This is a genomic window from Polyangiaceae bacterium, from assembly GCA_020633235.1.
Lineage (GTDB): Bacteria > Myxococcota_A > Polyangia > Polyangiales > Polyangiaceae > JACKEA01.
Window position 1 is genome coordinate 468,482 of the sequence record JACKEA010000005.1, and the last position, 26,415, is coordinate 494,896.

Consider the following 26,415-nt stretch of genomic DNA (forward strand, 5'->3'; position numbering starts at 1 on the left):
GTTCCGCGCCGGACCAACAAGAAGACGACACGGGGAGTCGAGCGCGCTGGGCGACGAACAAGCCGCGCGTTGATCGTCTACTCCGCTGCGTGAGCGGCGAGGGGCTCTTTGCGCCGAAGGTGGCGACGCAAGAAGCCCTGGAACTGGTCCATGTACACGAAGACCACGGGCGTGACGTACAGCGTGAGGAGCTGCGAGAAGAGCAGACCACCGACGACGGCCAGACCGAGGGGCTGACGCGACTCCGCTCCTGCGCCGATGCCAAGGGCGATGGGCAAGGTGCCGAACAGCGCGGCCATCGTCGTCATCATGATGGGACGGAAGCGCACCACGGAGGCCTCGTGGATGGCTTGCGCGGCGGACTTCGTGGCGTCCTTCTGCGCTTCGATGGCGAAGTCCACCATCATGATGCCGTTCTTCTTCACCAACCCCACGAGCAGGATCACGCCGACGAAGGCGTACACGTTCAAGTCGATGCCGAAGAGCATCAGCGTGGCCAAGGCGCCGAAGCCGGCGAAGGGCAGGGCGGAGAGGATCGTGAGCGGGTGGATCCAGCTCTCGTACAGGATGCCGAGCACCAGATAGATCACGAAGATGCTGACGATGAGCAGCATGCCGAGGCCGGACAAGGACGACTGGAAGGCTTCTGCCGTGCCCTGGAAGCGCGTCGTGATGCTGGCCGGCATCATGTGCCGCGCGGTGTCCTCCACTTTGTCGACGACGGTGCTGAGGCCGTAGCCGGGCGCCAGGTTGAAGGACACGGTGACGGCGGGAAGCTGGCCGTCGTGGGTGACGGAAAGCGGGCCCACGCCGCGATCCAGCTTGGCGACGGCGCCGATGGGCACCAGCCGGCCCTGGCTCGAGCGGATGTAGAGCTTCTGCAGCGCCTCGGGGCGGTGTTGGGCGGCCGGATCGAGCTCCAGGATCACGGCGTAGGTGTTGTCCGGCGCGAAGATGGTGGACACCTGGCGGTTGCCGTAGGCGCTGTACAGCGCATCTTCGATCTGCTGCACGCTGATGCCCAAGCTGGCGGCGCGGTCGCGATCCACGTTGACCCGCAGCTCGGGGTTCTTGAGCTGAATGTCGGTGGTGACGTCGCGCACTCCCGGGATGTCCTCCATGGCCTTGGCGAGCTTGGGGCCGTACTCGTACAGCTCCCGCGGCTCCGTGGACTGGAGCGAGAGCTGGTACTCGCTCTTGGTCAGCCGCCCGCCGATGCGAATGGGGGGCGGCACCTGCATGAACACCTTCATGCCGGGCACGTGAGCCGTCTGCTTGCGGAGGCGAGCGATGACTTCCTCGACGGGGGCGCGCTCGGAGCGGGGCTTGAGCCGGGCGAACAGGAAGCCCTGGTTGGAAGCGCCGATGCTACCGCGGGCGCCTACGTTCGACATGAAGCTGTCGACCGCGGGATCTTCCTTCACGATGGCGGCGATCTGCTGCTGGCGCTCCTTGGCAGCTTCGAACGAGATGCCCTCGACCGCTTCCGTGAGGGCGAAGATCTGGCCGTTGTCCTCCGTGGGCAGGAAGCCCTTGGGAATGGTGCGGAAGAGCATGACCGTGGCGACCAGCACGCCGAGCGTGAGGACCATGGTCGACCGCTTGTGGCGGAGCACGACGGACAGGGTGCGGTCGTAGATCGACAGCGCGAGCTCGAAGCCGCGCTCGACGGCTTGATAGGCGCGGCCGGGAGGCTTTTCTCCGTGGGGACGGAGCAGGCGCGCGGACAGCATGGGCGTCAGCGTGAGGGACACGAACCCGCTGATCAAAATGGCCGCCGCGATGGTGACGGAGAACTCCGCGAACAGTCGTCCGATGATGCCGCCCATGAACAGGATGGGCACGAACACGGCGACGAGGGAGATCGTCATGCTCAGGATGGTGAAGCCGATCTCGCGGGCGCCATCCAAGGCGGCCTGCAGCGGCGGCTTGCCCATCTCCATGTGGCGGACGACGTTCTCCAGCATCACGATGGCGTCGTCGACGACGAAGCCCACGCTCAGGGTCAACGCCATGAGCGAGAGGTTGTCGAGCGTGTAGCCCGCCAGGTACATCACGCTGAAGGTGCCCACGACTGCCAGCGGCATGGCCAGGCTCGGGATCAGCGTGGCCGATAGGCGCCGGAGGAAGAGGAAGATCACGAGCACCACGAGCACCAGGGTGAGCAGCAGCGTGAACTGCACGTCCGCCACGGATTCCTTCACGGTTTCCGAGCGATCGAACAGCACCTCCAGGTTCACGGAGGCGGGCAGCTCCCGGCGAAAATTCGGCACCAGCTCCTTGATGCGGCGCGAGACGTCCACCGTGTTGGCCCCCGGCTGCTTCTGGATGGCCAGCACCACCGCGCGACGGTCCACGTTCCAGGCCGCGGTCTTGTCGTTCTCGACCGAGTCCTTGACGGTGCCGAGCTGATCCAGCGTGACGGGGCTGCCGTTGCGGTACACCACCACGATGGGGCGGTAGGCCTCCGCGCTGGTGAGCTGACCGTCCGCACGGATGGAGAACGCGCGATCCTTGGTGTACAGCGTGCCCGTGGGCAGGTTGACGTTGGCGCTCTGGATCGCCTTCTCGACTTCGTCGATGCCCACGCCCCGGCTAGCCAGGGTGTCGGGATCCAGCTGGATGCGGACGGCGTACTTCTGGGAACCGTACACGCTGACCTGAGCCACGCCGCGGATGGTCGAGATCTTCTGAGCCATGCGTGTCTCGGCGAACTCGTTCACCGTGTACAGCGGCAGCACCGTGCTCGACAGCGCCAGGTACAAGATGGGCTGCTCCGCCGGGTTCACCTTGCGGTAGCTGGGCGGCGAGGGCATGTCGCGGGGCAAGCGACCGCTGGCTCGGGAGATCGCGGCCTGGACGTCTTGAGCCGCCGAGTCGAGGTCGCGCTCCAGATCGAACTGCAACGTGACCTGCGTGGAGCCGAGGGAGCTCGACGAGCTCATGCTGTCGAGGCCATCGATGGTCGAGAACTCCCGCTCGAGGGGCGTGGCCACGCTGGAGGCCATCGTCTCTGCGCTGGCGCCGGGCAGGGAAGCGCTCACCAAGATGGTAGGGAAGTCCACGTCCGGCAGCGCGCTCACCGGCAGCCGCACGTAGGCGAGGGCGCCGAACACCAACAGGGCGATCATCACCAGGGTGGTGGCGACCGGCCGTCGGATGAACGGCTCGGAGATGCTCACTGGCCTTCACCCCGTGGCGCGGGCGCCCGGGTCTTTTCCGCGGGCTCTTGGGGCTTTTCCGCGGGCGCGGGGGCGGCCTTGGCCTCCACCAGGGAACCTGGCGCCAGGCGGATTTGGCCGTCCGTGACCACTTTGTCGCCGGCCTTCACCCCACTGGCGAGCACGATCTCGTGGCCCACCTGTCGGTCCACCTTCACGTGCCGGAGCTCGGCGTGGTTGTCGGCGCTGACCACGAACACGTGATCGCCGTCTTGGCCGCTCTGAACCGCTGGCTCCGGCACGACCAGCGCCTTCGCCTCGACCTCGAGCTCGACCGCGGCGTCCACGAACTGACCCGGCCACAGAGCCTCGTCGGCGTTGTCGAGCTCCGCCTTCATGTCGATGGTTCCGGTGGCGGGGTCGATGGTGTTTTCGATGAAGGTGAGCTTGCCCTTGGCGGTCCAGGCGTCTTGTCCCCGAGGCCGCACGCGCACGGACACGTTTCCGCTCTTCAGGTGCGCGCGCACGCGAGCCAACGCCAGCTCCGGCACGCTGAAGCGCACGTAGATCGGTCGAATCGTGCGGATGGTGACCAGCGCCTTGTCCATCGGCTTGACCACGTTGCCGGCGTGGACGAGCAGACTGCCGGTGCGTCCGCTGATGGGCGCCCGAATGGCGGCATAGCTCACGTCGATGGCAGCACCGCTGACCGCGGCGCGATCCGCCTGCACGGTGGCCTCGGCGCTGGCCTTCTCGGAGCGTGCCTTGTCGAGCTCTTGCTGGGACGCCACGCCTTCGGCGACCAGCTTCTCCATTCGATCGAGCTCGGTCTTGGCCTGCTTGGCCAGCGCCTGATCCCGGACCAGCCGCGCCCGTGCCTCGCTCAGGGTCACACGGTAGGGGCGCGTATCGATCGTGAACAGGGGCTCGTCCTTCTTGACGAAGTCGCCTTCCTTGAAGTGGACGGTGCGGATCTCACCGCCCACCTGCGCCAGGACGCTCACCGTCTGGTACGCCTCGATGGTCCCGACGGCGCGCACCTCGCGAGGCATCGGTTTCTGTTCGACCGATGCGATCGTCACGGGGACCGGCCGCGCCTTGCCGTTGGGCGCGGCCTCACCGTTCTTGCTGCAGCCGGCGGCGAGCAGGAGCGCCGCCGCCAAGAGCGATTGAGACTTGGCGTGCATGGGAGAAGCGCATACTTGCTACCGCTCCCTGCCGCCGACAAGCTCAGTTCTCGATTTCCTTCTCGAGCTTGTCGAGCTCGTCCTCCATGTTGGAGGCCGTGATCTTCTGCTCTGCCTCGTTCTCGAAGTCGGCTTCGGTGGGGATGCCCTCGCCGTCTTCGGCCGCCGGCGTGGTTTCCGTGGAGGCGACCGGCGTGGTCGTGGTGGTGCCCGACATATCGGTCTTCTCGGCCGCTTGTTCCTTCTTGTCACATCCTGAGAGGGCGAGGGCGGCACCCAGCAAGATCCAGGGTAGCCGCTTCATTCCTCACCACCCTTCGACTTCAGGGTCTCCATGTGCTTGTCGTGGCGAGCCTTCTCCTTGGCGATGAGCTTGTCGGCGCGCTCCACCACGGCGTCCTTGCCAGCGGCCTTGGCCAGCGTTCGCACCCGCGTGAGGCGAGCCAATCGCCAGGCGTGGACCTTGAGCTCCGCACGAACGGCGGGGTGCTTGGTCAGATCCCCCCACTTCTCCTTGATCTCCTCCCGGCGCTTCTGCCGGCGCTCTTTGCGGGTCTCCTTGAGCTGCTCCCAGCTCTGCTTCCACGCTTCTCGAGTCTGAGCTCCGGCATCGTGACGGGCGTCGCGGGCCTCCTCCCGAGCTTCCTTCGCAGCCTTCCGCGCCTCTTCGGCGTCCCCCGCGTCCTCCCGGGTCTTCTTGATGGCTTCCTTGGTCTTCTCCCGGGCTTCCTTGGACTTCTCCCGCGCCTCCTTGCGAGCTTCGGCGGCCTTCTTCAGCTGTTCCTTGGCGGTCTTGGGCTGGCTAGCCGCGGGGGCAGCCACGCCGAGCAGCAGTGCAGCCGACACCAGCGCTGCAAACCTGTGTTTCTTCGTCATCTGGGTTTCTGCCTCCTGAAGGGCCGTGAGTTGCACTGAGCAGGGCAGATTATGAGCAGACCTGGCTGCCGAGTGCCATGCCGGCCCAGGGGCCGAGGGGCGGAATGTTGTGGGCTTGATGGCGCCAGGGCCATGATCCCGCGTCATGAGCCAACTCGCGCGGGTGCTGCTCCTGCTCGCGGTGGTGGCTGCGCTGGTCGGTGTCGTCGCCCTGGCCGTGCCGCTACCCACCTGGACGACGGCGTCCATCACGGACGCGGTGGTGCGTCACGCCCAGGAGTGTTTCGACAGCGTCGCCTGGCGCTGGCTCGGGGCTCTAGCGGTGGTGGCGATGGGGGCCGCGCTGGTCTTGGGAGTGGGGGAGCTCTTGCTCGGTGTGCGGCGTCCCGTGCGCGGTCCGGAGTTCGCGCAGCTGGACGAGCATTCCATCCGCGAGGCCGTAACGGAAGTTCGCCGCCGCGTGCAGCAATGCGTCGGCAAGACCGTCCACGTGGTGGAGCTGTTCAACGAGCTGGTGCGCGGTGCGGTCAGTGTGTCGGCGAGCGACATTCACATCTCCCCCACGCCGGAAGCGCTGAAGCTGACTTATCGCGTGCATGGCACGCTGTACCAAGTGGCGAGCGTGCCGCTGGACGTGGCCGCGCCCCTCACGACGCGGGTGAAGGTGCTGGCCCGCCTCGACACCTACGTTCGGGGTAGCCCGCAGGACGGCCGTTTGGTGCAGAACCTCGACGGTGGCGTGATCGAGGCCCGCGTCTCCACGCTGCCCACGGAAATGGGCGAGCGCATCGTGTTGCGGCTGGTGCGCGGCGGTCGACAGGTTCCGGATCTCGAGTCGCTGATGCTGGGGCCGGACGTGAGCGAGCGACTCGAAAACGTCCTGTCTCGACCCCAGGGTCTGCTGTTCGTGACGGGACCGGTGGGGAGCGGAAAGACGACCACGCTGTACGCGTCGATGAAGCACATCGCCCGCACCCGCGGCACGACCACCACACTGGTCACGCTCGAGGATCCCATCGAGCTGGAGCTACCCTTTGCCACGCAAACCCAGATGCACCCGAAGGCGGGAATGACCTTCGCATCCACACTGCGTAGCGTGCTGCGGCAGGACCCGAACGTGCTGATGCTGGGCGAGATCCGAGATCGGGAGACCGCCGACATCGCCATGCAAGCCGGCCTCACGGGCCACCTGATCCTCACCACCGTCCATGGTCAGAGCGCCGCCGGTGTGTTCGCGCGCCTGGTGGACATGAACGTGGAGTCCTTCATTCTCGCCAGCGCTACGGTGGGTTGCCTCTCCCAGCGGCTGGTGCGGACCCTGTGCACGGCGTGCCGGCGCGAGGCGGCGCCCGACGCGTTGGTGGTGGATCGCTTCACGCAGCACGGCATCGTGCTGCCGCCGGGGCCGTACTACGAGCCGGTGGGATGCGACTTCTGCGAAGGGCAGGGGTACTCCGGGCGCCTGCCCATCGCGGAGCTGCTGGTGATGAACGAGCCCCTGCGCAAGGTGGTGAACGCGCGGGAGACCAGCGCGGAGATCCACGCCGTGGCCGTGGCGGAGGGCATGACGCCGCTGTTGCGAGACGGTTTGAATCGGGCCGTGGCCGGTGAGACGAGCCTGGCCGAGGTGCTGCGGGTGGCAGGATGATCCGCGCGGCGGTGGGGCGAGCTGCGGCGGTGGCGCAACTGGCGGCGGCCCTGATGCTTCTGGTGCTGGCGATTCGCTTCGGCGTTTCCGCCGTGACCAAGAGCGTGGAGAGCAAGAATCCAGAGCTCGGGCCCGCGTCCAGCGCCAGCGCGGCTCCCACCCCGGTGGTGACCAAACGTCCGCCGCCGGCGTCCGTCCCCACCGTCGAGCGCGGCAAGTCCTTGCGACTGCCGATGGTGATCTCCATCGGCCCGGATCGCTCCGAGCTGTACGTGAATGGAGTGCGGCTCGGTCACACGCCGTTCGTGGGCGAGGTGACGTGCAAGGCGGGGGAGAAGATCCGTATCGAGCTGGTCCCGCCCCGGGGCACTCCGAAGAGCTACGAGCGGCTTTGCGTCCCTGGTACGGTTCGCGTCGCGGACTGAGGGGCGAGGGTCTGCAGGGCGGCGGCGAGCTCGCTGCCACCGCCGCCGGCGCAGGCCACGGCGTACAGGTCGTCCCCGGCGTCGAGCAGCACGTGCTCCAGCATTTCCGTGCCGGGGCTCACGGCGTGGACACCGCGCAGCTTTTCCACCACCACGCGCTCACGTCCAAAGGCGTGGCCGAACACGGTGCGCTCGATGTCCAGCGTGCCGTCGCCCCAGCGTACCCGCGTGCGCAAGCCCAGGACCACGACGCCGACGACCAGGAGGATGAGCAAGGTGACGGCCGCGAGGCTGGCGCTGAGAGCCGAGATGGCTTCGCCGCGGCGAAGCCGCGCGGTCATCATGATACCCATGGCCACGGCGATCACGACGGTTCCACCGAACACCGTAGCGGCAGTTCGACCCTGGCTCTCGTAGGGCCGAGCCTCGGCCACGAAAGCCGGCGCCGTTGCGGCAGCGGCGGGGGCCTCACCGTCGCGCCAGGGCGTCGCGCCCGGAGGTAGTCCCCAACCCGTGCGCACCGGGAGCTCGAGCACTCCCAACACCTTCCTCAAGTCCGACAGCACGCGCGCGGGGTCGCTCCCTTCCAACAGCCGCAAGTGTGCGCCGGACGCGAACAGGAGCTCGATGCGGTAGCGGCGACGCGGTGCTTCGTCGACCTCCGTCGTGTTGGTGAGCACGAGCTCGCGAGCGCCCGAGAGTGGCAAGTCCCCGCGGCGGGTGCGGACCACGCCCTGCGCGAGATCCACGATCAGCCGCTCGGCGCGGCGGACGCTGTACCAGAACAGGCTGACGGACAGGGCGCCCAGCAACACCGCCGTCGCGATCGGGTGTCCGTCCGGGACGCCCGGCGTCAGCAGCGGCAGCAACGCAAGCACGGCGAACGCCGTGGCCGTGAGCAGGGGGGCTCGCAGTCGGCCGCGTCGGTAGAACTCCAACGTCGTCGCGGTGATACGGCCGAGAACCATCGGCGCGGCGGGAACCTAGTCGAAACGCGAGCGCACACCAACGCGAATTGGCTGGGCACTCTGCAGGGCATTTCGAAATCGCACGCTAAATTTCAGAATTGAAAACTACATTCCCCGACACGCTGTTCAACCTCTGGATAATACAGGCAGCTGGGCGTGGCACGCGGTGTGCTCTATCCAGGCCTCGGCAGCAGCCCGAGGTGTCCCCCCCCTCCGCCCGGGCTGCTGCTCTTTTTTTGTCTCCGCTTCGGCCCGCGGGCCGGCCGTTTTCTGGCGATGGGCCGCGGGTCCGTGCCATGTGAAGCGTCCATGAGCCTTTGGAAGCGACTGGCGTTGGTGCCGCTGCTGCTCGCGGCCGCCTCCTGCTCCCACGACGAGTCCCCAGCAGCCGCAAGCGCGAAGCCGGCCGACTCCACCGAACCTCCGCCCGCGGCCTCCGGCTCCAAGCCGGACGCCAAGAGCGATGATGAGGACGATCTCGAACGCGCCAAGGCGCGCCCCAAGGTGCCGGCAGCGGTGACGTTGGGCGGGGAGTTCCGCCCCCTGAGCGTGAGCGTGGTCGATCCCAGCCGGCGTCGCGTCTACAGCCGGTCCCTCCGCACCTGGATCCATGCTCGCCCCAGCAAGAAGTCGCGCCGCCTCGGCTACCTGCGTGCGGGCGCGTCCACGCCGACGAGCGACAAGCCGGCGGGACACGACGGCTGCAAGCAAGGCTGGTATCCGGTGGAGCCCGACGGCTACGTCTGCGTCGGACGCCACGCGACCCTCGACGCGAACGATCCCATCGTCCGGGCCACGCGCGAGTTCCAGCCCGACCCGTCGCGCCGCCTTCCGTACATCTACGGTACGGTACGTCGTCCCGGGCCCATCTACGGACGCCTGCCGAGCTCCGAGGAGCTGCACAAGGCAGAGCCGGACATCGACGATCGAATGGAGAAGTGGCTGACGGCGGAGGGCGAGATCGGTGCCAGCTACGCCCAGGACGTGTGGCTCGGTGGCGCCGGGACGCTGGTGGATCCCGCCCAGGCCTGGAAAGACAAGACGACGGACCCGCTCCCTTGGTTCCTGAAGGATGGCGGAGAAGCTCCGAATATCTATCGCAAAGCGCGCTCGGGGGACCTCGTGATCGAGCGCATGAAACCCCACGTGGGGTTCTCGTTCCTGCAGACGTTCCTGTTCGAGGGCCGGCGTTACGGCGTGACCACGGACCTGAAGGTGATGCCCACGGACCGCCTGCGCCCGATCCAGGGGTCCGACTTCCATGGCGTGGAGATCGGCAAGGACATCGATTTTCCGTTCGCGTTCATTCGCCGTTCGGACGCGAAGTTCTGGCTCTACCAGAAGTCGGGCAACAAGCTGATCGACGCGGGCAACGCGCCCTATCGCGCCGCCATCAAGCTCACCGGCAAACAGCAGTTCTTCCGCAAGCGGCTGCACTACGAGACCACGGATGGCAAGTGGCTCTCGGATCGCGACGCTTCACGTCTCGATCCCGCCAAGCGCATGCCGGGGTGGGGCAAGGCTGGGGAGAAGTGGATCGATGTCAACCTCACCAAGCAGACGGTGGTGCTCTACGAGGGCGAAAAGCCCGTGTACGCGACGTTGGTATCCAGTGGCGAAGCCGGCCTCGAGGATCCCAAGCACACCACGGCCACCAAGCGCGGCATCTTCCGTATCCACACCAAGCACATCACCGCCACCATGGCTTCGGACGAGGTGGGCGAGGAGTTCGAGCTCCGCGACGTGCCCTACGTGCAGTACTTCGACAAGGAAGGCTATGCCCTGCATGGAGCCTACTGGCACGACCGCTTCGGCACGCCCAAGAGCCACGGTTGCATCAACCTGGCCCCGGAGGACGCTCGACGGATCTTCTTCTGGACGGAACCTCAGGTCCCCACCGGTTGGCATGGGGTTTTGTTGCCGCTCCGCGGAACCGTGATGTTCGTCCACCCGTAGCGACTCAGAGTCGACCGAGTACGTCGACCTGGGCCGATAGGTTCGCCCGCGTGATGGCGGCCATGAAGCCGTAGTCCAAGAGCGAGGGAACGTCGTCCCCACCGATGCAGTGATACTGCGCGTAGCGGAAGTTGCTGGTGTCGGTGAGCATGATCGCCGGGTAGCCGTGCTGCCAGAAGCTGGCGTGGTCCGAACGGGTCAGGTCCGCCAAGAGCGGGCTCTGCGCCTGGGCGCTGTCCAACAGCAAGAGCGCCGTCGGTAGCTCGGGTTCCGCGTGGCTCCGCATTGCGTTGGCCGCAGTCGAGGCAGAGTCGATGGCCACGATGGCTACGAAGTCCGCGCGGAACTGGTTGGCTTCGATCTTGGCGTACTCGTCGCCGAACAGCAGGTTGAACCCCGCCGGCACGCTCTGGCTGTTGGGCGCCGTGTCGCGGTATCCGATCATCTCGAGGGACACCATGCTGGCGACGGTGTCGCCCTGCTGGGCGGCGCGCGCCGCGTAGGCCTCGGAGCCGATCAGCCCCGCTTCTTCTTCGTCCCAGCAGGCGACCACCAGGCTACGCTCGTACTGAGCCTGGGACAGGATGCGCGCCGTCTCCAACACGCCGGCAACGCCCGAAGCGTTGTCGTCGGCGCCGGGGCAGCCGCTGATGTGATCGTAGTGCGCGGAGACGATGACCTGCTCCGCCGGCTTGGTCTTACCGGCGAGGCGCCCGATCACGTTCACGCCGGTGGCGTACTTCTGGCGCTCGACCTCGAAGCCGTATTGGGCGAAGCGCTCGGCGCACAGATCCTGCACCGCTTGCCACTGGGCGCTGCCCGGGGGGCGCGGCTTGGCGATCAGCTCGACGTCGCTCTGGAGACGAGCGGCATCCACCTGGCTTTCGAGACTCACGGCGCCGCCGGCGCCTCCGGCTCCCGCGGCGCCGCCACTCCCCGTGGTGGGGGAAGAGGAAGATTCGGAGCCGCAGCCGACCAGCAGCAGCGCCAGGAGGGGGAAAAGCTCAGTCCGTAGAGGTGTCACTCGCCGCATCTTGCGGCGCGTCGTTCGCCTGGTCCAGCGCTGCGTCCCCGGGAGCGTCCGGCGCTGCGTCGAGGGGGGCGTCCTCCGCCGCGTCGGCGGCGGCGTCCGTCCCGGCGTCCTGGGCTGCGTCGCTTCCGGCGTCCACCGCGCCGCCGCAGCCGCCGGGGTCCTTGACGTCCAGCGTGACGGACACGACGTTCGGCGACTTCGTGGGGTCCAGGGTGATCTGGCCGGCGTCGTTCAGGAGCTCGAGCTGAAACACGTGGGAGCCGAGGGTCACGTTCTCGAGAGGAACCTGGACCGCCGACTGCGCGGCCTCCACTTTCAGAGCCTCGGAGTCTCCCGATGGATCGAGGCGAAAGCGGAGACGACCGCAGAGCTGGAGGCCGCCGCAGGTGCCCGGCGGTCGCAGTGAGAAGCCTTCCGACAGGCTGGCGTTCACCACTACCGTTTTGGCGGGGTCTCGACCGACTTCCAGGCAACTGCCGTTGCCTTCCGTCCAGGTCGGGCCCCCGGCGGAGGTGATGGACGAAAGCGCGACGGTGGGGGGCGTGACCGGGGCGGCCACGGTGGTGTCGTCACTGCTGCATCCGGCGAGCAAGAGCGAAGCGAGACTGAGGGCGCGGGCGCCACGATTCATGAGGATTTGCCTTCTGGGAGCTTCTTCAGCTCTGCTTCGTCCACGAGCACCAGCTCGGGGTCGATCTTGAAACCTTTCACGCTCTGCTCCAGCTCGTCCGCCAGGTGCTGCAGGTGCTCACCCTGACTCACGGCGTTCTCGCTGGAGGCCAGCACGGAGGCGGCGATGCGCTGGACCGCGTCCATGTTGCGCGCGATCTCGTCGGACGCGATGGCCTGCTCCTGCACCGCGGCGGCCGTGTCGTCGATCACGCTCACCAACGTCTTGAGGTCCGCGAGGGTGTTCTCCACCAGGCCGGTGCCCTCTTCCACCTCGCGGGTTCCGTCCTGCATCACGCGCACGGCCTCGCCGGTCTGGTCGCGAATGGTGGCGATCAGATCTTCGATGTCGCGAGCGCTCTGGCCGGTGCGCTTGGCGAGAGAGCTGACCTCGTCCGCCACCACGGCAAAGCCCCGGCCGTGTTCTCCGGCGTGGGCGGCCTCGATGGCAGCGTTCAGCGCCAGCATCGTGGTCTGCTCGCTGATCTGACGAATGACCTCCACGATGTTCCCGATGCGCTTGCCGCTCTCGCCCAGCGTTCCGATGCGCTGGGCGGCGTCCTCCACCGTGCGGCGAATCTGGCTCAAGCGGGCGATGGCGCGGGTCACGGCCTCGCCGCTCGCCTTGGCCGTCCGCGTTGCTTCCGCGGCGTTTTCGGCAACCTGCTGAATGGACGAGGAGAGCTCGGTGACCGCCGCGGTGGAGTTGGTGATGCGCCCCGCCTGCTCCTTGGAGCCGTCCAGCATCTGTTTGCTCACGGTCGAGATTTCGCCGCTGGAGGAGTTCACCTGGAAGGCGGTGCGCTGGACGCCCGCCGCCAGGCTGTGGATCTTGGCGAACACGCGGTTCAGATTGACGGCGAGGTGGCCGAGCTCGTCGTTGGTCTCGACATCCAGTCGGCGGCTCAGGTCCGCGTGGCCGCGGGTGAGGTCTTCCGTGGCTTCGATGTAGCGCCGCAGCGGGCGGGTGAGCTGCACGGCGAGCAAGTAGCCCACGGCGATGGCAATCAGCAGCGCGACGGCGAACACCACCAGGATGCCGCCGTAGGCCGCGCGGAGCTTCTCCGCCTGATGCTCGCGGGTGCGCACCATGTACAGTGTGCCGATCTGGGTCGAATCCGGATCTCCGCCGCGGTCGTAGCCATCGACGGGCTCGCTCCAAAAGTCGTAGGTGGGCCCGTTTTCCAGGGCCAGGACCGGAACGGTTTCGTCGCCTTCGCGCGCTTGCTCCGGGTGAGCGGCGGCCTTCACCAGCCCAGGCCACTCCGCCTTGGGCAGCACGCTGGCCACCACGCGATCCCCCGAGATCAGGGCGAAGCGATGCTGCTTCGCCGGCTTGTCGGAGCCTGAGTTGTCTGCCACGTCGCGGAACCACGTGGTGAGCTCCGACGCGATCAGCACGGTCCCGACGACGCGGCCGGACTGGCCGTCGCCGACGCGGACCGGAGCACCGCTCACGCGGTACGCCTTCTTGCCGATGATGGCGATCTTGCCGCGCACCGGCTTGCCGTCGCGGAGGTCCTGGAACAGCCGAGACGATCGCCACTCCGCCGAGTTGACGGGGTGCAACCCGCCGCCGGTGAAGGTGGTGCCCGCCGCGTCGGAGATGGTGAAGAGGTCTGGGGCGATGGTCGATTGCAGCGCGTCACTGAAGCGCTTTGCGGACTCCACCACCTGGGCCGGCTCCCCGGCGTTGAGGGCCTGAGCCAGCGTAGGATCCGTCGCGATCAGCTTGGCCACGGCGTACTCGCTGGTGCCGAGCTCGGCCAGCGCCGCCTTGTAGCGGAGGTAGTGCTTCTCGAGGTAGCGCCCGCGTCCTTCGGCGTCGCGCACCGCGTCGAAGGCGGCCCACGCACCCAGGGCGAGCACGACCGTGGAAACGGCGATGATCGTGGCCACAATCTTGCCGCGTACACTCAACCTGGGGCGCCGCATGCATCTCCTCCGAAGTCCGGCGAGACCCTACAACCGAGGGCGCGCCGCTGACAAACGTCCTGGTCAGCCCATGGCCCGCCGCCACGCGCGGTTCTGCGCCCAGGTGGCGGCGGAAAGTCCCACGGCGGCGGCGATGCCCAGGGCGGCGAGAGCGGTGTCATGACCGCCCAGGGCAGAGAGGGCGGCGCCCCCCGCCAGGGAGGAAAGGGGGATGGCCACGCCGATCACCAGGGTGCGAGCTCGGGGCTGCCGTTCGGGCGCCATGGCCTCGTAGAGCAGATTGGCGACGGGGGTCCGCAGGGTGTTGCGCATCTCGCTCTCCACGGCCCGGGCGCCCAGGGCCACCGCGACCGTTCCAGGACCCAGGGCCAACAGGGCTTGGGCCGCGAGGTACAGCAGGGACCAGCCGAAATTCAGGATGGGCAAGCCGCCCCGGGACAGGATGCGCCCGACCACGCCCACCTGCAGCAGCAACATCGCCGCGTTGATGGCGGTGAAGTAGAGGCCCAGCACTCGAGTGAGCTCCGCCTCGCTGTAGTGGGCTTCGAGGATGGCGCCACTCTCGGTGGTGAGCGCCAGGCGCCCGAGGGCCAGGAACACCGAGCCGACCACGATGGCGAGCAGCATGCTGTTGCCTTCGGGATGGGACGCGGCGGCGGTCGACGTGGGCGATGGCTCGACATCGAAGGCTCGGCTGGCGGGGGCTCGCTCGGGCTCGGCGCCGGAGAGGCGCCACCAGCGCGAGAGCAGCAGCGACGCGAAGAGCTGAGTGACGGCGGCGACGAGCAACAGGCCGGCGAGCCCCGCCCCGGGGCCGATGCCGCCCAGCACCGGCCCCGCGAGCACCGAGCCCAAGCGGGAGCAGGCGTACACCACGGGCAACGCGCGGGCAGCGCGTCCTCCCGTCAGCTCGCTCAGGGCGAGCACGCCAAAGTGGATCACCCGCAAGCGCGCCAGGGCGCTGGCCACCACGAAGGCCGCATACACACCAGCACTCGCCTGGGTGCTGGAAGCCAGGGCGCCGAGCACTGCCAGGCTCAATAGCGCGACGCCCAACGATGCGCGTGACGGCACCCAGCGCACCGCGAGGCGGTCGTAGGCGACCGCCGTGGTGACCTCCACCGCGGCGCGAACGGCCAGCGCCAGCGGCAGCGCCGAGGCTCCGATCCGCGCGAGAAAGGCGCTCGTCACGGCGCCCTCGGTGACGACTTCGGCGAGGCTCGCGAGCCCCACGAGGAGCCCCAGGTGCAGAGCCGGTGCGCCGTCGCCGGGCTCGAGGCCGAGGAGCTTGTGGGCTTTTGTCACGGCGTCTCGCTGGGATTGAAGCGGCACATCTTCGCCGCGAACGCGCCGCGCACGCTAGTGGCTTCCCGCTTGCCGTCCCCCGCGAACTCGAGATCCAGAACGCCTTCGACACTTCCGTGTGCGGACAGGTCGACGCGTCGCAGGCGCACGCTGCCTCCCGGCGGCAGCACCGCCGCGCGAGCGCCCAGGCGCGCGGCGGGGATCGCACCTCGGCTCGCCACACGCCCCATGGCCAGAGCGCCCGTCCAGGGATACTCGCCGGGGCCCGGTTTGTCGTTCGGCGGCGTGACGAGGGTGATGGTGAGCAGTGTCTTGCCCTCGTCGGGAGGCACGAACGCGCTGCAGTCGATCTCGTAGTCCGCGAGCTGGATGCGAAGCTCGTTCTTGGTGTTGGGCAGCTCGGTGTACTCCACCAAAGCGTGGCTGGGGGTGAGCTCGACCCGGTCCTTTGGAGCGGTGCCCACCGCCAACCGGATCGGCTCGGCGTCGCTGCTCCGGCAGCCGCCCGCGAGGGCTGCCACGATTGGCATCCATCGGAGGCGCATGTCAGGCGGACTTGTCCGTCGCTTCCCCCGCACCGAGGGGCCAAGGCCGGCCGGCGAGGTTCTGGCCCACGCTCGCCAGCGCGGGGCGAAGTCGCGCGACGTCGGCACGGTTGCGCGGGTCGTGGCGCAGGCAGGCCGCGAGCACCACGCCCAGATCGCCGAGCCCCGGAGCTCGGGCCAGGGCCGCGAGCTTCTCCGGCCAGCCGTCGTGGGCCACGTGCAGCGTGGCCATTGCCATCTCGTCGGCGCCGTCGAATAGCAGATCGGCGGTGAGCACCTCGAACGCCATCGCCGCGAAGGAGTACACGTCCGCCGCCCACGGCGTGGGGACGTGATCCTCGGGCTCTACGCCGAGCACTTCGGGGGCGCAGTACTCCACCGTGCCGCAGCCCGGCCGGAGCTGCCTCCCGCTGAGGCCGAAGTCCACCAGCACCGGCATGTCCCCGTCGCGCAGGATCACGTTCGAGGGCTTCACGTCCAAGTGGCCCACACCGGCCTCGTGCATCGCCGAAAGGCCCGCCAAAATGCCGTCCAGGTAGCGGAAGGCGCGCTCCGTGGTCAGGGATTGGCTGCGGATCAAGCGATCCAACGCCGAGCCACGGATCAGCTCCATCACCAAGATCGGCTTGGGGCGCGCCGCCAGATCGAACGTCACGAAGCGCGCGAGGTTCTCGTGCGGAGGCAGCGCCAAGAGCGCCGTGGCCTCCTCGCGGAACAGCTGCATGAACTCCTGCTCACTCAAGCTGCGGGCGGTGGTGGGATCGTACTGCGGCACCTTGAGGGCGAAGGCCTCCGCGTTCGGGTCGTGGCGCTCCTCCAGGCGTCGCGCCACGAACACGGAGGAGCCGCCACCGCTGCCGAGGGCCCGCACCACGTAGAACGCGCCGATGGTACGGCGCGGGAGCAGCCAATCCGGCAGCGCGGCGCGACGGCGCTCGAGAGGGATCGCCTGGACGTCACTGGCGGCTTCGATGGGCAGGCCGTCGAGACGCGTGAGGACGGCGCTCGCCGCGCGTGCGATGGGCTCGGGGAGCTCTGCCGTGAGCTCGGCGATGGCCATGCTCACTTGTCGAGGGTTGGGCGGCACGCCGGCGCTCACTGCACGCTCGACCAAGCTCGAGAGCGCCGCGACGTCGGTGGAGACCACGATGCTCTCGTCGGGCTCGGCGTCGAGCACGCGTCGAAGCACGCTGGAGGCCAGCTGGCGCAGTGAATCCGCCGCCGTCTCCAGGTCCGAGAGCGCGGACTGCTCGGACGCGGAGTCGCTGACGAGGTCCATCATTCCCCGCGCGGCCGCCACTGCTTCCAACCCTCGCCCCAGGCGCAACACGGCCATGCGCAGCGCCTCGGCGCGATGGGTGCCGCCCGCCGCGAGGCCGCGGCTGAGCCGGAGCACCCGCCGCGCGACGTCGGCCGCGTCCTCGCGGCGCAGGCTGCCGGTGTCGTAGCTGCCTTCGGCCAAGGAATCGGGCATGGCGAAACCCTGGACGTCCACGAACGCGGCGTAGGCGGCCACCGTGCCCTGAACCTCCAGGTGCGTGGACGCTTCGCTGATGGTGGCCACGCTCTGGCGGTCCGTCAGGTGGGCGGCCACCAAGAGCAGCACGTCTGCGGGCTCCGCGACGCCCTCTCGCACCGCGGCGTCGAAGGTGCGGGCCAAGGTAGCGCACAAGATGCGATGAACCGACGCATCTGGGCCCGCGGCAAGGCGCTCGAGCAGCACCTGCATCGCGCGGCGCAGGCGAGCTCGCACGCGGCTGGAGGTCGCTTCCGCTTCGCTCTTGGTGGTCTCAACGTCCACCAGGTGCAGCAACGCGCGGAGGCGCCGCGAGTTCGCCACGGAGCCGGTCCGCGTCCAGGGCGCGCTCAGGCTGGCCTGCTCGGCATCGAGCAGCCAGTCGCCCAGGCGGTCCTGCAACTGCTCGAGCTCCGCCACGCTGGCGTCGGCGTCACCCGGACGGCGACCCAGCAGCAGCAGATCCGACAGACGCGATCGCTCCAGCACGGCCATGTCGACGTCGCTCAGGTGCTCGACCAGCTCCGGAAGCGTTTCCTCGTCGTGGGCCGACAGCGCCGCGATGCGCTCCATGGTGGCGTGGGCGCGGCCCATCGCCTCCGTCGCCAGCTCATGGGCGGCGCGGGCGCCGGTGGTCTCGTAGGCCACCAACGCCTGGCGAACGCGCTCCTCCAGGCGATCTTCGTGGTCGCGGTCGCGATCCAGGATCATCAGCGCGCGGTGGGTGATGCCGCGCAGGGCGGGGGTCTCCGTGTCCAGCTTGGATGCGAGGATCGCCCTGAGCAGCGTGGCGGCGCGCTGTCCGAAGGTCCCGTGCACCAGATCCGACAGCAGCATGGCCACGGCTTCAGCCACGTCTGGCCGACGCGTGGCGCTCAGGCGGTCCAAGAGCTCCTCCGCGGCGTCGGGCTCGACTTCCACTACCCGCGGCAGACCCCACACCATGGTCGCGAAGATGCCCGGATCACGCTTGGTGACTGCGCTGTTCAGCAATCGGTTGCAGGCCTTGGTCGCTGCCGACGGGTTGCCCGCCATGCTGGCCACCAGGCTCACGGCGGCTCGACGCCACTCCGTGGGGGACAGGTTCTCGTCCAGCGACAGCTCGATCTGCTCCTGCAGCCGGGGGTCCACGGAAGCGAGCAGCCCGCGGGCCACTGCCGCGTGCCGCCACACCAACGGCTCGCGGTCGTCCAACAGCTGCTTGCGCACCGGACGGACGATCTCCCCCGCTAGCAAATCCCGCGGCAGCGTGTCGCCCAGCTGCGCGCGCTGTACGGCCTCGCGGGCCGCGTGCTCCAAGAGCTTGGCCGCCAAGCGCCGCGCGGGCAGGGCGCCGACGCTGGGCCGGACCACCCAGCGTTCCGCCAGCTCGCGGCGTGCCACCAGCGAGTAGGCGAGGGCGTCGGCATCCACGCTGGTCCCCACCGGCAAGTCCAACACCAAGCCCACTCGGGCGCGCATGGTGGCGGCCTCCAGCGGCTTGCCGGAGCCCAGGGCCATGCGCGCCGCGACCGCGGCGAAGGTGGACGCGGTGCCTTCGTAGAGCCGCGAGAACACGCGACGGCCGAGATCTCGTCGCTCCGCCCCGGCCGGCAGGGCGATGGTCAGCTCGTAGAGCGCCACCACGGCAGAGCTCGGCGCGATCCAATCGAGGTCGTCCGCCAGGCCTTGCTCGAGGGCGTGCCGCACCGCCAGCACCAGCCGCTCCGGCGCGATCCCATCGAGGGGCGGCGGTCCGGTCACCCGGACGCTCTGTCCCAAAGCCGCAACCGCCTGCCGCCAGCTCGCGCGGCGCTCGTTGGCGTCCGTGAGCCGCGTCAGCGCGATGAGGGCCTCGGCGGGGCTCACGCGCGCGCGCATAGAGCGACAGATTACCCCAGGAGCCTCGGGGACCGGCAACGGAGGTTCACTCCACCCCGACCGCGGGGTGTGGACCACGCTTGGCGGTGCCTCGGAATTCCCCGGAACTTCTGCTTGGCCCGAACTTTGAAAGGCGGGGGGCAGCCAACCACGGGGAGCGAGAAGAAAATGAAGAGCACGAGCATCACGATGTTGACCACGCTGGCCGCCCTGACCCTGGCTCAGGGGTGCGTGCTGAAGCCGGAGGACGACGCGGACCGCTTTCGGGACGCCATCCCCCAAGCCGAGGCGGTGAAGGTCGATGGGCCCGAGACGGTGGCCCAGGCTCCCCAGAGTCAGAGCGCGTCCTTCGAAGGGTTGAACGGCGTGAAGTCCGCGGACGAGCCCTGGGCCGATGGTCCTTGGGCTTACTGGTACGGCTTCACTCGCCACATTCGTCAGGGCGTGAACAAGGTGACCGCAGAGGTCCTCGGCGGCATCTGGATCGTGGTGAACACCAAGCCCACGAGCGTGGAGAAGAATGAAGCCATCTGGGGCCCGTACACCGACTCGCTGGAGCCCGTGACCTACCGCTTCCGCGTCACGGAGGTGAATCCGGACGAGTACGACTACGCCCTCGAGGGTCGCCCAAAGGGGAGCACCTCCGATGCGGACTACAAGGCCGTGCTGTACGGCAAGGGCTGGGGCAAGGGGAACGAGAAGCACGGAGACGGCTTCTTCGTCATCGATCTGGACGCTTCGCGGGAGCTCGACCCGTTCGGCAAGGATCCCAACGACAGCGGCACCGTGCGCATCGACCACGACTTGCCCTCGACCATCACCACCGATCTCTTCAGCGGCCCCCGCCTGGTGACGGCCACGGTGACACCGAGCCAGTCGGATTCCTATTGGTCCGCGTCCTCCACCACCAACGAGGACGGCACCGGCATGCTGTTCGTGGACGCTCACGACGACGTCGACGACAGCAACGCGACGCTCAAGGAGGACGTGCAGATCCGCAGCCGTTGGAACGAGCACGGCGCCGGCCGTGCCGACATCACGCTCCAGGGCGGCGACGTTCCCCAGTCCCTCGGCACCGTGGCCGCAGTGGAGTGCTGGGACTCGAGCTTCGCCCGGGTGTACTACGACGACAGCGTGGACTACGCCCCCAGCGAGGGAGTCGTCGCCGCCTGCGCCTACTCCGAGCCCCTCAGCGAGTGAGGCAAGCCGCGGACGAGCCCGTGACACGCGAGTGGCACGGGCTTCGTCCGTTTGTTACGTTGCGGCATGCCGAGCGCCCTGGAGCGAGCCCGCGAGCACTGCTTCGTATCTGGAGTGGGGGACGTGGGGGAGGCGCTGTGCGCCGCGAACATGCCCTTCGGTCTGGCGAAGATCCAGCACGTGCAGGCCGAGCTGGGGCTGCCGCCGGACGCGAGCTTCGTGGGCGCTCCGGACGCCACCGTGACGCGCAACACGGTGCGTTGGAATCACGGCTTCGGTTACGGTGGCCGCATCCAGTGGAGCGGGGACTTCGTGGTGCTCGACATCAAGAGCAACCACTGCGGCATGATCGCCGTGGGCTTGGACGAAGCTCCGCCCCCGCAGGAGATCGAAGACCGCGCCCGCAAGCTGATGCAGGAAGCGATGGTGCTCGACGGCGTGGAAGTGGACTTCGACCTGGCCGAAGGCAATCACTTCCTCGACGTGTGCGAGGTGCGCGACCCAGCTCCGGGGGCGCCGAAGACCATCGCCGTGATCCACTCGAGCGGGCACGAGTTCCGTGAGACTTCCCCCAAAGGACCTGGGATCTACTGGGATCAGAGCCTGCTCTTGCGGGAGATGATGGAAACCCGCGACACCCCCTGGGGGCCGTTGCACATCCTCCAAGGCCAGCGCGCCGACGAATGGTACGCGGCCTACAGCTGGTGCCAGGAGTTCAGCTTGCGGCGGCGGGAGGCCTTGGCTCGGGCGCTGCTCGGCCCCCTGGACGTGATCGTGAACCGCACGCATCAGGGGCTGCTCGCGAAGAACGACGCCATCCTGGGCTGCTACACCTTCGACGCCGACGACCTCGCCCGAACGCAACTGTTCCCCCTCACACTGTCGCCGGAGCTTCCCGTGTACCTGGTGAAGCCGCGACCGAACTTCGACGATCGCGCCCTCGACACCACGGGCTTCGGTGATCGCGCCAACGCCCTCGGCATCACGGAGCGCCTGCGGAGCGTGAACCTGTTGCCCCACGGCGGCGGCTACAGCTACGCACAGTACGCCCGCGTTCGGGGCGTGGAAGAACGCGACGCCGATCGCTGGTTCGTACTCGAAAAGCGGGACGGCTCCACGGACACGCTGCACGACGTGCGGGGAGCAGCCTACGGCTACCGCGGGGACGAGGTGAGGACGCGCATGATCGAGCTCGGCCTCGGCGAGCCGGTCGTCACCACGGACATCAAGTACATCTTGCGGCTCTGACCCCGAACCGACAGGATGCCCTCCGCCAGGAGGTGAGTCATGTTTCGCGTCCCCACTCCCCAAAACGAGCCGGTCCTGTCCTACGTCCCGGGTAGCCCGGAGCGCACCGCGCTCGAGGCCGAAGTGGCCCGCCAGGCGAAGTCCCCCGTGGACGCGCCGCTCTTCATCGGCGGCGACGCGGTGATGACCAGCGAAACCCAGGCGGTCATCTCTCCGCACGCCCGCTCCCTGTCCCTCGGGCGCCATGCCGTGGCCACTGAAGCCGACGTGGCGCGGGCCATCGAGGCGGCGCGGCAAGCCCGCGGCGCCTGGTCGACGATGCCGTTCGCCGATCGCGCAGCGATCTTCCTCCGCGCTGCGGAGCTTTTGGCGGGGCCGTGGCGCCAACGCATCAACGCGGCCACGGTGCTGGGTCAGAGCAAGACGCCGCACCAAGCGGAGATCGACGCTGCCTGCGAGCTGATCGACTTCTTCCGCTTCAACGTCCACTTCGCCGAGAAGATGGCCTCCGAGCAGCCCCGATCAGAGCGGGGCGTGTGGAATCGCTCCGAGCTCAGGCCGCTGGATGGCTTCGTGTACGCGGTCACGCCCTTCAACTTCACGTCCATTGCCGGCAATCTGCCCACGGCTCCTGCGCTGATGGGCAACACGGTGATCTGGAAGCCCTCGTCGCTCTCGGTGATCTCCAACCACTTCGTGATGGAGCTCTTGCGCGAGGCGGGTCTGCCCGCCGGCGTGGTGAACCTGGTGCGCGGTGACCCCGCCAGCATCACCCGCCAAGTGCTGGCGGCGCCGGACTTCGCCGGCCTGCACTTCACTGGCTCCACCGCGGTGCTCAAGCAGCTCTTCGCTGGCGTCGCGCACAACCTCGACCACTATCGGACCTACCCCCGCATCGTCGGCGAGAGCGGCGGCAAGGACTTCCTCATCGCGCACCCGAGCGCGGATCTCCAAGCCCTGGCCGTCGCCCTCTTGCGCGGCGCCTTCGAGTATCAAGGCCAGAAGTGCTCCGCGGCATCGCGCGCCTACATCCCCCGCTCGTTGGCCCCCAAGCTCGAGGCGCTCCTCGGCGGCATGATGGACGAGCTCCGAATGGGCAACCCGATGGACAAGGGCGTGTTCCTGGGCGCCGTGATCGGCTCGAACGCGTTCGCGAAGATCACCGGCTATCAGAAGCTCGCCAAGGAGAGCGGCAACGCCACCGTGCTCCGCGGCGGTGGCGCCGACGATCGCGAAGGGTTCTTCGTGGAACCGACTCTGGTGCGCGTCGACGACCCCAAGCACCGATTGATGGAAGAAGAGATCTTCGGCCCCATCCTCGCCATGTACGTGTACGACGACGCCCACTTCGAGGACACCCTCGCGCTGTGCGACGCGACCAGCCCCTACGCCCTCACGGGCGCCATCTTCGCCCGGGACCGCGGCGCCATCGCCCTCGCCACGGAGCGCCTGCGCCACGCCGCCGGCAACTTCTACATCAACGACAAGCCCACCGGCGCCGTGGTCGGGCAGCAGCCTTTCGGCGGCGGTCGCATGAGCGGCACCAACGACAAGGCCGGCGCCGCTTGGAACCTCATGCGCTGGGCCTCGCCCCGCTCACTGAAAGAGAACCTCAGCCCCCCGCACGACTGGCGCTACCCGTTCCTGGGCTGATCTTCTTTTGTTGGTGCGGCGCGATACCCGTCGCGCCGCGCCCTCAATCAGCGCCGGACTCGACCTCCCGAAGCCGCGGGAGCCCCGCCTCGCGCAGCTCTTGGATCTCGTCGTCGTCGATGGGCGCTTCCGAGGCGTTTTCCCGCAGATCCAGCTCCTCGAGCTGTTTCAGGTATGGGGATTGGGCGAGGTCCTCGACGACGCCTCGGGCGTAGCTCAACTTCTGTCCCACGAGCGCGAGGCGGCGCAATCGGTGCAGCGACTTCGCGTTCACGAAGGGCCGTACGTCCTTCAAACGTCGCCGCCCGTCGCTTGCGTAGCTGAGCTCGAGCGTCTCGAGGCCGTCTGCCGCGGGGCTGTCGAGCAGGCTTTCGAGCGTCTTCTTGTCGAGGTTCGCGCTTCGCAACGCGAGGGACCTGAGCCCTGCCAGTGCCGGGGAGCGGGCAATGCGCTCGAAGTCCGCAGCTCGGAGTTTTCTCGCTTCCAACCCCAGGACTCGCAGGTGCTCGGCGCCGGGCGACTCGCACAGCTCCACGATGGCTCCCGCGTCGAGCTCGTCGTTGTCCGTCAGATCGAGCTCGGCGAGCGCCGCGGCGTCCTGTCGCGCCCAGGCCTCGAGCCCTTGCTTCTCGAGGTCGCAGTACCGAAGTCGGAGCACGCGGAGCCGACTTGGCGTTTCGGAACGCGCGAGGGCCAGGAAGCCCGCGTCGCCGATGGGCTGGTTGTACAGTTCCAGGCTCTCGAGCGCCGGTAGGTGCTGGGCCAGGGCGCTGCAGTCCTCCGCGCCGAGCTTTCCGCCAAGGGCGCGGAGCACCTTGACGGGTGAGGGCCCTGGGCCTTCCGTCAGCGCCGTGAGGGCTCCGGCATCGAAGCCTGCTTGCAGCGTCTCGAGCTTCGGGCACAGCTGGAACACGAAGCCGACGAGCTCGCGGGAGATCCGACCCGAAAGGCTCAGCTCTCGTAGCTCGGGGCCGAGTGCGCGCAACAGAGCCTGGAAAGTCTGGCTCGGGATCCGCGCGGGCCCGAGGGAGAGTGCGCTCATCCTTGGCCAGGCCTTTGTCAGGAGCACGTCGCCCGCCGCTGCCGTTGCTTCTGGGCTGACGTCGATGAGGTGCAGCCCTCGCAGCCGATCGCTTCCGAGACCGCTCAGCAGCCGCCGGAACGGCTCTGCGTCATCGTCACTCCACTTCTCGATGCGCAGCACCTCGAGGCTGCCGAGATGCGGCCACGCCAGCAGGGAATCGACCGCGGAGCTGTTGTCGCTGAAGCCGCTCACGCAGAGCTCGCTCAGGGGCTGCGCCGGCAGCTTGGCGGGATTCGAAAGGGTGTAGGAACGAACCAGCTTCCACAGCGAGCTGTCCTCCGGGATCTCCCGCGCCCAGCGTTGGTGGATGGACAGCACGCGGTCGTCACGTCGCCCGCTGCCGTCCAAGAGCCTTGCAGGCCAATCCCGGAGCAGCGTGGCGGCGGCGTCGATCAACTCCGGTTGCTCTGCTTCCGGCGCTTCGGCAATCACTCCGCGTAGCCATTCCCAGCTCTTCTGCGAAGGCCGCTTGGCGTAGTCCTCGAGCAAGCCCTTCGGATCCATGGCGGGACCATAACCGAGGACCCGATCGCATTGGACATCTCGCGGGATTTCGCCGCCTTCCCAGGCGCCGCGGGCGCGTAGCGTATACTTCGCGGCATGGGTGCTCGGCTGGGCGTGGTGGCGATCGGTCTTCTCGTGCTGTCCGGCTGCGGCTCGGACTCCGACTCCGGCGGCGTCGCAGGTGGCGGCGGCGCCGGCGGTGGGACCGGTGGGGGCGGCGGGATCAGCGGCGGCAACTGGGGTGGCAACGGCGGCCAAGCCGGCAATAGCGGCGCCGCAGGGGCAGCTACCGGTGGCGCCGCGGGCAGCGGCGCGGGGGGCGCGGGCAACACGGGGGGCAGCGGCAACACGGGCAACACCGGCGGTACGGGGAACAGCGGGGGCACCGGGGGTAGCGGCAACACGGGCAACACCGGCGGCAGCGGCGGCGGCTTTCCCAATCCCATCTGCCTGCAATCGCAAGCCGGCGCGTACTGCGGCAACGATTCCATGCAGGGCGCGGATCCGAATGTGCTCTACCAGTGCCCCGGCGCCAACCAAGCGCCCACCAGCTCCACGCCCTGCGCCAATGGTTGCGTCGTGGAGCAGCAGGGGATCGCGGATCACTGCAAGGCCGTGACCTCACCGAACGGCTACAGGCTGCCGTGGAAGCCCGGCGTCACCATGCAGCTCACGCAAGACTGCAACGATTCCTGCTGCAACGATCACGTCGCGGACGACGGCTACGCCTGGGACTGGGCGAACGGTACCGCCTTCACGGTGGTGGCGGCCCGCGGCGGCACGATCACGCATTTGAAGATCAACTCCACCACCGGCTGCGGCAACAGCTCCTGCGTCGACTCGGCGAACTTCATCGTGATCGACCACGGCGACGGCACCCAGTCGGTCTATCTGCACCTGGGCGGCATGACGCTGGCTGCCGGCGTTTCTTGCGGAGCGGCGGTGCAGCAGGGGCAGGCGTTGGCGAAGGCGGGAACCACCGGCTGGTCCACCGGATTGCACCTGCACTTCCAGGTCGGGAAGGTCCACTCCGGCGCCGCAACGTGTGAGTGCGGCAGCGCCGGAACCGGCTGCGCCGCGGGCACCGTGCCCTGGGGCAGCTTCTGGTCCACGCCCACGTATCCGACCCTTCCGATCCAGTTCGACGAGTGGGGCGCGGCATCGAGCTGCGCCAACCGGCGGATCACCATGCCCGCTTCGCAGAATCAGTGATGCATAGGTATTAGCGCGACCTTGTTGAGGTTCGTGTCGAGACTGTGCTGCGGGTCGCGGTCGGTGCGGCGGTAGAGTCGGAGGAATGTGGCGTACTCGGTTTTGCATCGGGCTGTTGTTGGTGGCGTGCACGTCGGAGTCGAACAATCAGACCGTGGCGCCGGATGCGAGTAGCAGGGGGGCGGAAGCGGGGGCGGGAGCAGGGGGCGGGAGCAGGAGCGGCGGCGGAAGCAGGAGCAGGGGGCGGAAGCAGGAGCGGCAGGGGTGAGCGGGAGCGGCGGGGTGAGCAGGAGCGGCGGGGTGAGCAGGAGCGGCAGGGGTGAGCAGGGAGCGGCAGGGTGAGCAGGGGGAGGAGCGGCAGGGTGAGGGGGGCAGGAGCAGCGGGGTGAGCAGGGGGCAGGGAGCGGCAGCAGGGTGAGCGGGAGCGACG

Annotated in this window: 19 protein-coding genes; 7 read left to right on the top strand and 12 right to left on the bottom strand. The window is 68.4% G+C overall.

Annotated features, from left to right (window positions below; translation table 11 throughout):
• Positions 1–77: 77 nt before the first annotated feature.
• The 4 genes from H6717_27900 to H6717_27915 are packed head-to-tail and all read right to left on the bottom strand — an operon-like array spanning position 78 to position 5,224.
• A complete protein-coding gene (locus tag H6717_27900) occupies positions 78–3,182 on the bottom strand; it encodes an efflux RND transporter permease subunit (protein ID MCB9580885.1) in 3,105 nt (1,034 codons plus the stop codon).
• Entirely contained in the window at positions 3,179–4,348 is a 1,170-nt protein-coding gene (locus H6717_27905) for an efflux RND transporter periplasmic adaptor subunit (GenBank protein MCB9580886.1), read from the bottom strand. Before H6717_27905 ends, H6717_27900 begins: the two co-directional genes overlap by 4 nt.
• A 43-nt stretch (positions 4,349–4,391) precedes the next feature.
• Positions 4,392–4,652 (bottom strand): hypothetical protein, encoded by a 261-nt coding sequence (locus tag H6717_27910; protein MCB9580887.1) that lies wholly within the window; start codon positions 4,650–4,652, stop codon positions 4,392–4,394.
• Positions 4,649–5,224: a hypothetical protein gene (locus H6717_27915; GenBank protein MCB9580888.1), complete on the bottom strand. Its 576-nt coding sequence runs from the start codon at positions 5,222–5,224 to the stop codon at positions 4,649–4,651. Before H6717_27915 ends, H6717_27910 begins: the two co-directional genes overlap by 4 nt.
• A 145-nt stretch (positions 5,225–5,369) precedes the next feature.
• On the opposite strand from H6717_27915, the gene H6717_27920 reads away from it, so the two are divergent.
• Together H6717_27920 and H6717_27925 are read left to right on the top strand one after the other, a co-directional pair.
• Entirely contained in the window at positions 5,370–6,872 is a 1,503-nt protein-coding gene (locus H6717_27920; protein ID MCB9580889.1) for a type II/IV secretion system protein, read from the top strand.
• Positions 6,869–7,297 (top strand): hypothetical protein, encoded by a 429-nt coding sequence (locus H6717_27925; GenBank protein ID MCB9580890.1) that lies wholly within the window; start codon positions 6,869–6,871, stop codon positions 7,295–7,297. Before H6717_27920 ends, H6717_27925 begins: the two co-directional genes overlap by 4 nt.
• Here the strand turns inward: H6717_27925 and H6717_27930 are convergent.
• On the bottom strand, positions 7,252–8,265 hold the full coding sequence (locus tag H6717_27930) for a hypothetical protein (protein MCB9580891.1): 1,014 nt from the start codon (positions 8,263–8,265) through the stop codon (positions 7,252–7,254). The genes H6717_27925 and H6717_27930 overlap by 46 nt on opposite strands.
• 276 nt (positions 8,266–8,541) lie before the next feature.
• Here H6717_27930 and H6717_27935 point away from each other — a divergent pair, with 276 nt between their 5' ends.
• Complete coding sequence (locus tag H6717_27935) at positions 8,542–10,221, top strand: L,D-transpeptidase (GenBank protein MCB9580892.1); 1,680 nt, start codon at positions 8,542–8,544, stop codon at positions 10,219–10,221.
• Positions 10,222–10,225: 4 nt separating this feature from the next.
• Here H6717_27935 and H6717_27940 read toward each other — a convergent pair whose 3' ends face one another.
• The 6 genes from H6717_27940 to H6717_27965 form a co-directional block, all read right to left on the bottom strand.
• The gene (locus H6717_27940; protein ID MCB9580893.1) at positions 10,226–11,245 is read right to left on the bottom strand and encodes a M20/M25/M40 family metallo-hydrolase; all 1,020 of its coding nucleotides are present in this window, start codon (positions 11,243–11,245) and stop codon (positions 10,226–10,228) included.
• Positions 11,226–11,885 (bottom strand): hypothetical protein, encoded by a 660-nt coding sequence (locus tag H6717_27945; GenBank protein MCB9580894.1) that lies wholly within the window; start codon positions 11,883–11,885, stop codon positions 11,226–11,228. Before H6717_27945 ends, H6717_27940 begins: the two co-directional genes overlap by 20 nt.
• Positions 11,882–13,858: a HAMP domain-containing protein gene (locus tag H6717_27950; GenBank protein ID MCB9580895.1), complete on the bottom strand. Its 1,977-nt coding sequence runs from the start codon at positions 13,856–13,858 to the stop codon at positions 11,882–11,884. Before H6717_27950 ends, H6717_27945 begins: the two co-directional genes overlap by 4 nt.
• 63 nt (positions 13,859–13,921) lie before the next feature.
• Positions 13,922–15,163, bottom strand: coding sequence for a hypothetical protein (locus H6717_27955; GenBank protein ID MCB9580896.1), 1,242 nt, complete (start codon positions 15,161–15,163; stop codon positions 13,922–13,924).
• Complete coding sequence (locus H6717_27960) at positions 15,160–15,684, bottom strand: hypothetical protein (protein ID MCB9580897.1); 525 nt, start codon at positions 15,682–15,684, stop codon at positions 15,160–15,162. Before H6717_27960 ends, H6717_27955 begins: the two co-directional genes overlap by 4 nt.
• A gap of 25 nt (positions 15,685–15,709) precedes the next feature.
• Positions 15,710–19,072 carry a protein kinase gene (locus H6717_27965; GenBank protein ID MCB9580898.1) on the bottom strand — a complete coding sequence of 1,121 codons (3,363 nt, stop codon included), beginning with the start codon at positions 19,070–19,072 and terminating at the stop codon, positions 15,710–15,712.
• Between the two features lie 180 nt (positions 19,073–19,252).
• Here H6717_27965 and H6717_27970 point away from each other — a divergent pair, with 180 nt between their 5' ends.
• From H6717_27970 to pruA, 3 genes are all read left to right on the top strand, one after another.
• The gene (locus H6717_27970; GenBank protein MCB9580899.1) at positions 19,253–20,284 is read left to right on the top strand and encodes a hypothetical protein; all 1,032 of its coding nucleotides are present in this window, start codon (positions 19,253–19,255) and stop codon (positions 20,282–20,284) included.
• 66 nt (positions 20,285–20,350) lie between these two features.
• Positions 20,351–21,532, top strand: coding sequence for a hypothetical protein (locus H6717_27975; protein MCB9580900.1), 1,182 nt, complete (start codon positions 20,351–20,353; stop codon positions 21,530–21,532).
• A 39-nt stretch (positions 21,533–21,571) separates the two neighbouring features.
• Positions 21,572–23,185 (top strand): L-glutamate gamma-semialdehyde dehydrogenase, encoded by a 1,614-nt coding sequence (pruA, locus tag H6717_27980; protein MCB9580901.1) that lies wholly within the window; start codon positions 21,572–21,574, stop codon positions 23,183–23,185.
• A gap of 43 nt (positions 23,186–23,228) precedes the next feature.
• On the opposite strand, the gene H6717_27985 is transcribed toward pruA, so the two are convergent.
• Complete coding sequence (locus tag H6717_27985; protein MCB9580902.1) at positions 23,229–24,773, bottom strand: hypothetical protein; 1,545 nt, start codon at positions 24,771–24,773, stop codon at positions 23,229–23,231.
• A 96-nt stretch (positions 24,774–24,869) separates the two neighbouring features.
• On the opposite strand from H6717_27985, the gene H6717_27990 reads away from it, so the two are divergent.
• Positions 24,870–25,985, top strand: coding sequence for a M23 family metallopeptidase (locus tag H6717_27990; protein ID MCB9580903.1), 1,116 nt, complete (start codon positions 24,870–24,872; stop codon positions 25,983–25,985).
• Positions 25,986–26,415: the final 430 nt, after the last annotated feature.

Coding starts and splice junctions, on each gene's coding strand:
- H6717_27910 (MCB9580887.1), bottom strand. CDS start 4,652: ATGAAGCGGCTACCCTGGATCTTGCTGGGTGCCGCCCTCGCCCTCTCA.
- H6717_27925 (MCB9580890.1), top strand. CDS start 6,869: ATGATCCGCGCGGCGGTGGGGCGAGCTGCGGCGGTGGCGCAACTGGCG.
- H6717_27935 (MCB9580892.1), top strand. CDS start 8,542: ATGGGCCGCGGGTCCGTGCCATGTGAAGCGTCCATGAGCCTTTGGAAG.
- H6717_27970 (MCB9580899.1), top strand. CDS start 19,253: ATGAAGAGCACGAGCATCACGATGTTGACCACGCTGGCCGCCCTGACC.
- H6717_27985 (MCB9580902.1), bottom strand. CDS start 24,773: ATGGATCCGAAGGGCTTGCTCGAGGACTACGCCAAGCGGCCTTCGCAG.
- H6717_27945 (MCB9580894.1), bottom strand. CDS start 11,885: ATGAATCGTGGCGCCCGCGCCCTCAGTCTCGCTTCGCTCTTGCTCGCC.
- H6717_27915 (MCB9580888.1), bottom strand. CDS start 5,224: ATGACGAAGAAACACAGGTTTGCAGCGCTGGTGTCGGCTGCACTGCTG.
- H6717_27990 (MCB9580903.1), top strand. CDS start 24,870: ATGGGTGCTCGGCTGGGCGTGGTGGCGATCGGTCTTCTCGTGCTGTCC.
- H6717_27950 (MCB9580895.1), bottom strand. CDS start 13,858: ATGCGGCGCCCCAGGTTGAGTGTACGCGGCAAGATTGTGGCCACGATC.
- H6717_27920 (MCB9580889.1), top strand. CDS start 5,370: ATGAGCCAACTCGCGCGGGTGCTGCTCCTGCTCGCGGTGGTGGCTGCG.
- H6717_27905 (MCB9580886.1), bottom strand. CDS start 4,348: ATGCACGCCAAGTCTCAATCGCTCTTGGCGGCGGCGCTCCTGCTCGCC.
- H6717_27975 (MCB9580900.1), top strand. CDS start 20,351: ATGCCGAGCGCCCTGGAGCGAGCCCGCGAGCACTGCTTCGTATCTGGA.
- pruA (MCB9580901.1), top strand. CDS start 21,572: ATGTTTCGCGTCCCCACTCCCCAAAACGAGCCGGTCCTGTCCTACGTC.
- H6717_27930 (MCB9580891.1), bottom strand. CDS start 8,265: ATGGTTCTCGGCCGTATCACCGCGACGACGTTGGAGTTCTACCGACGC.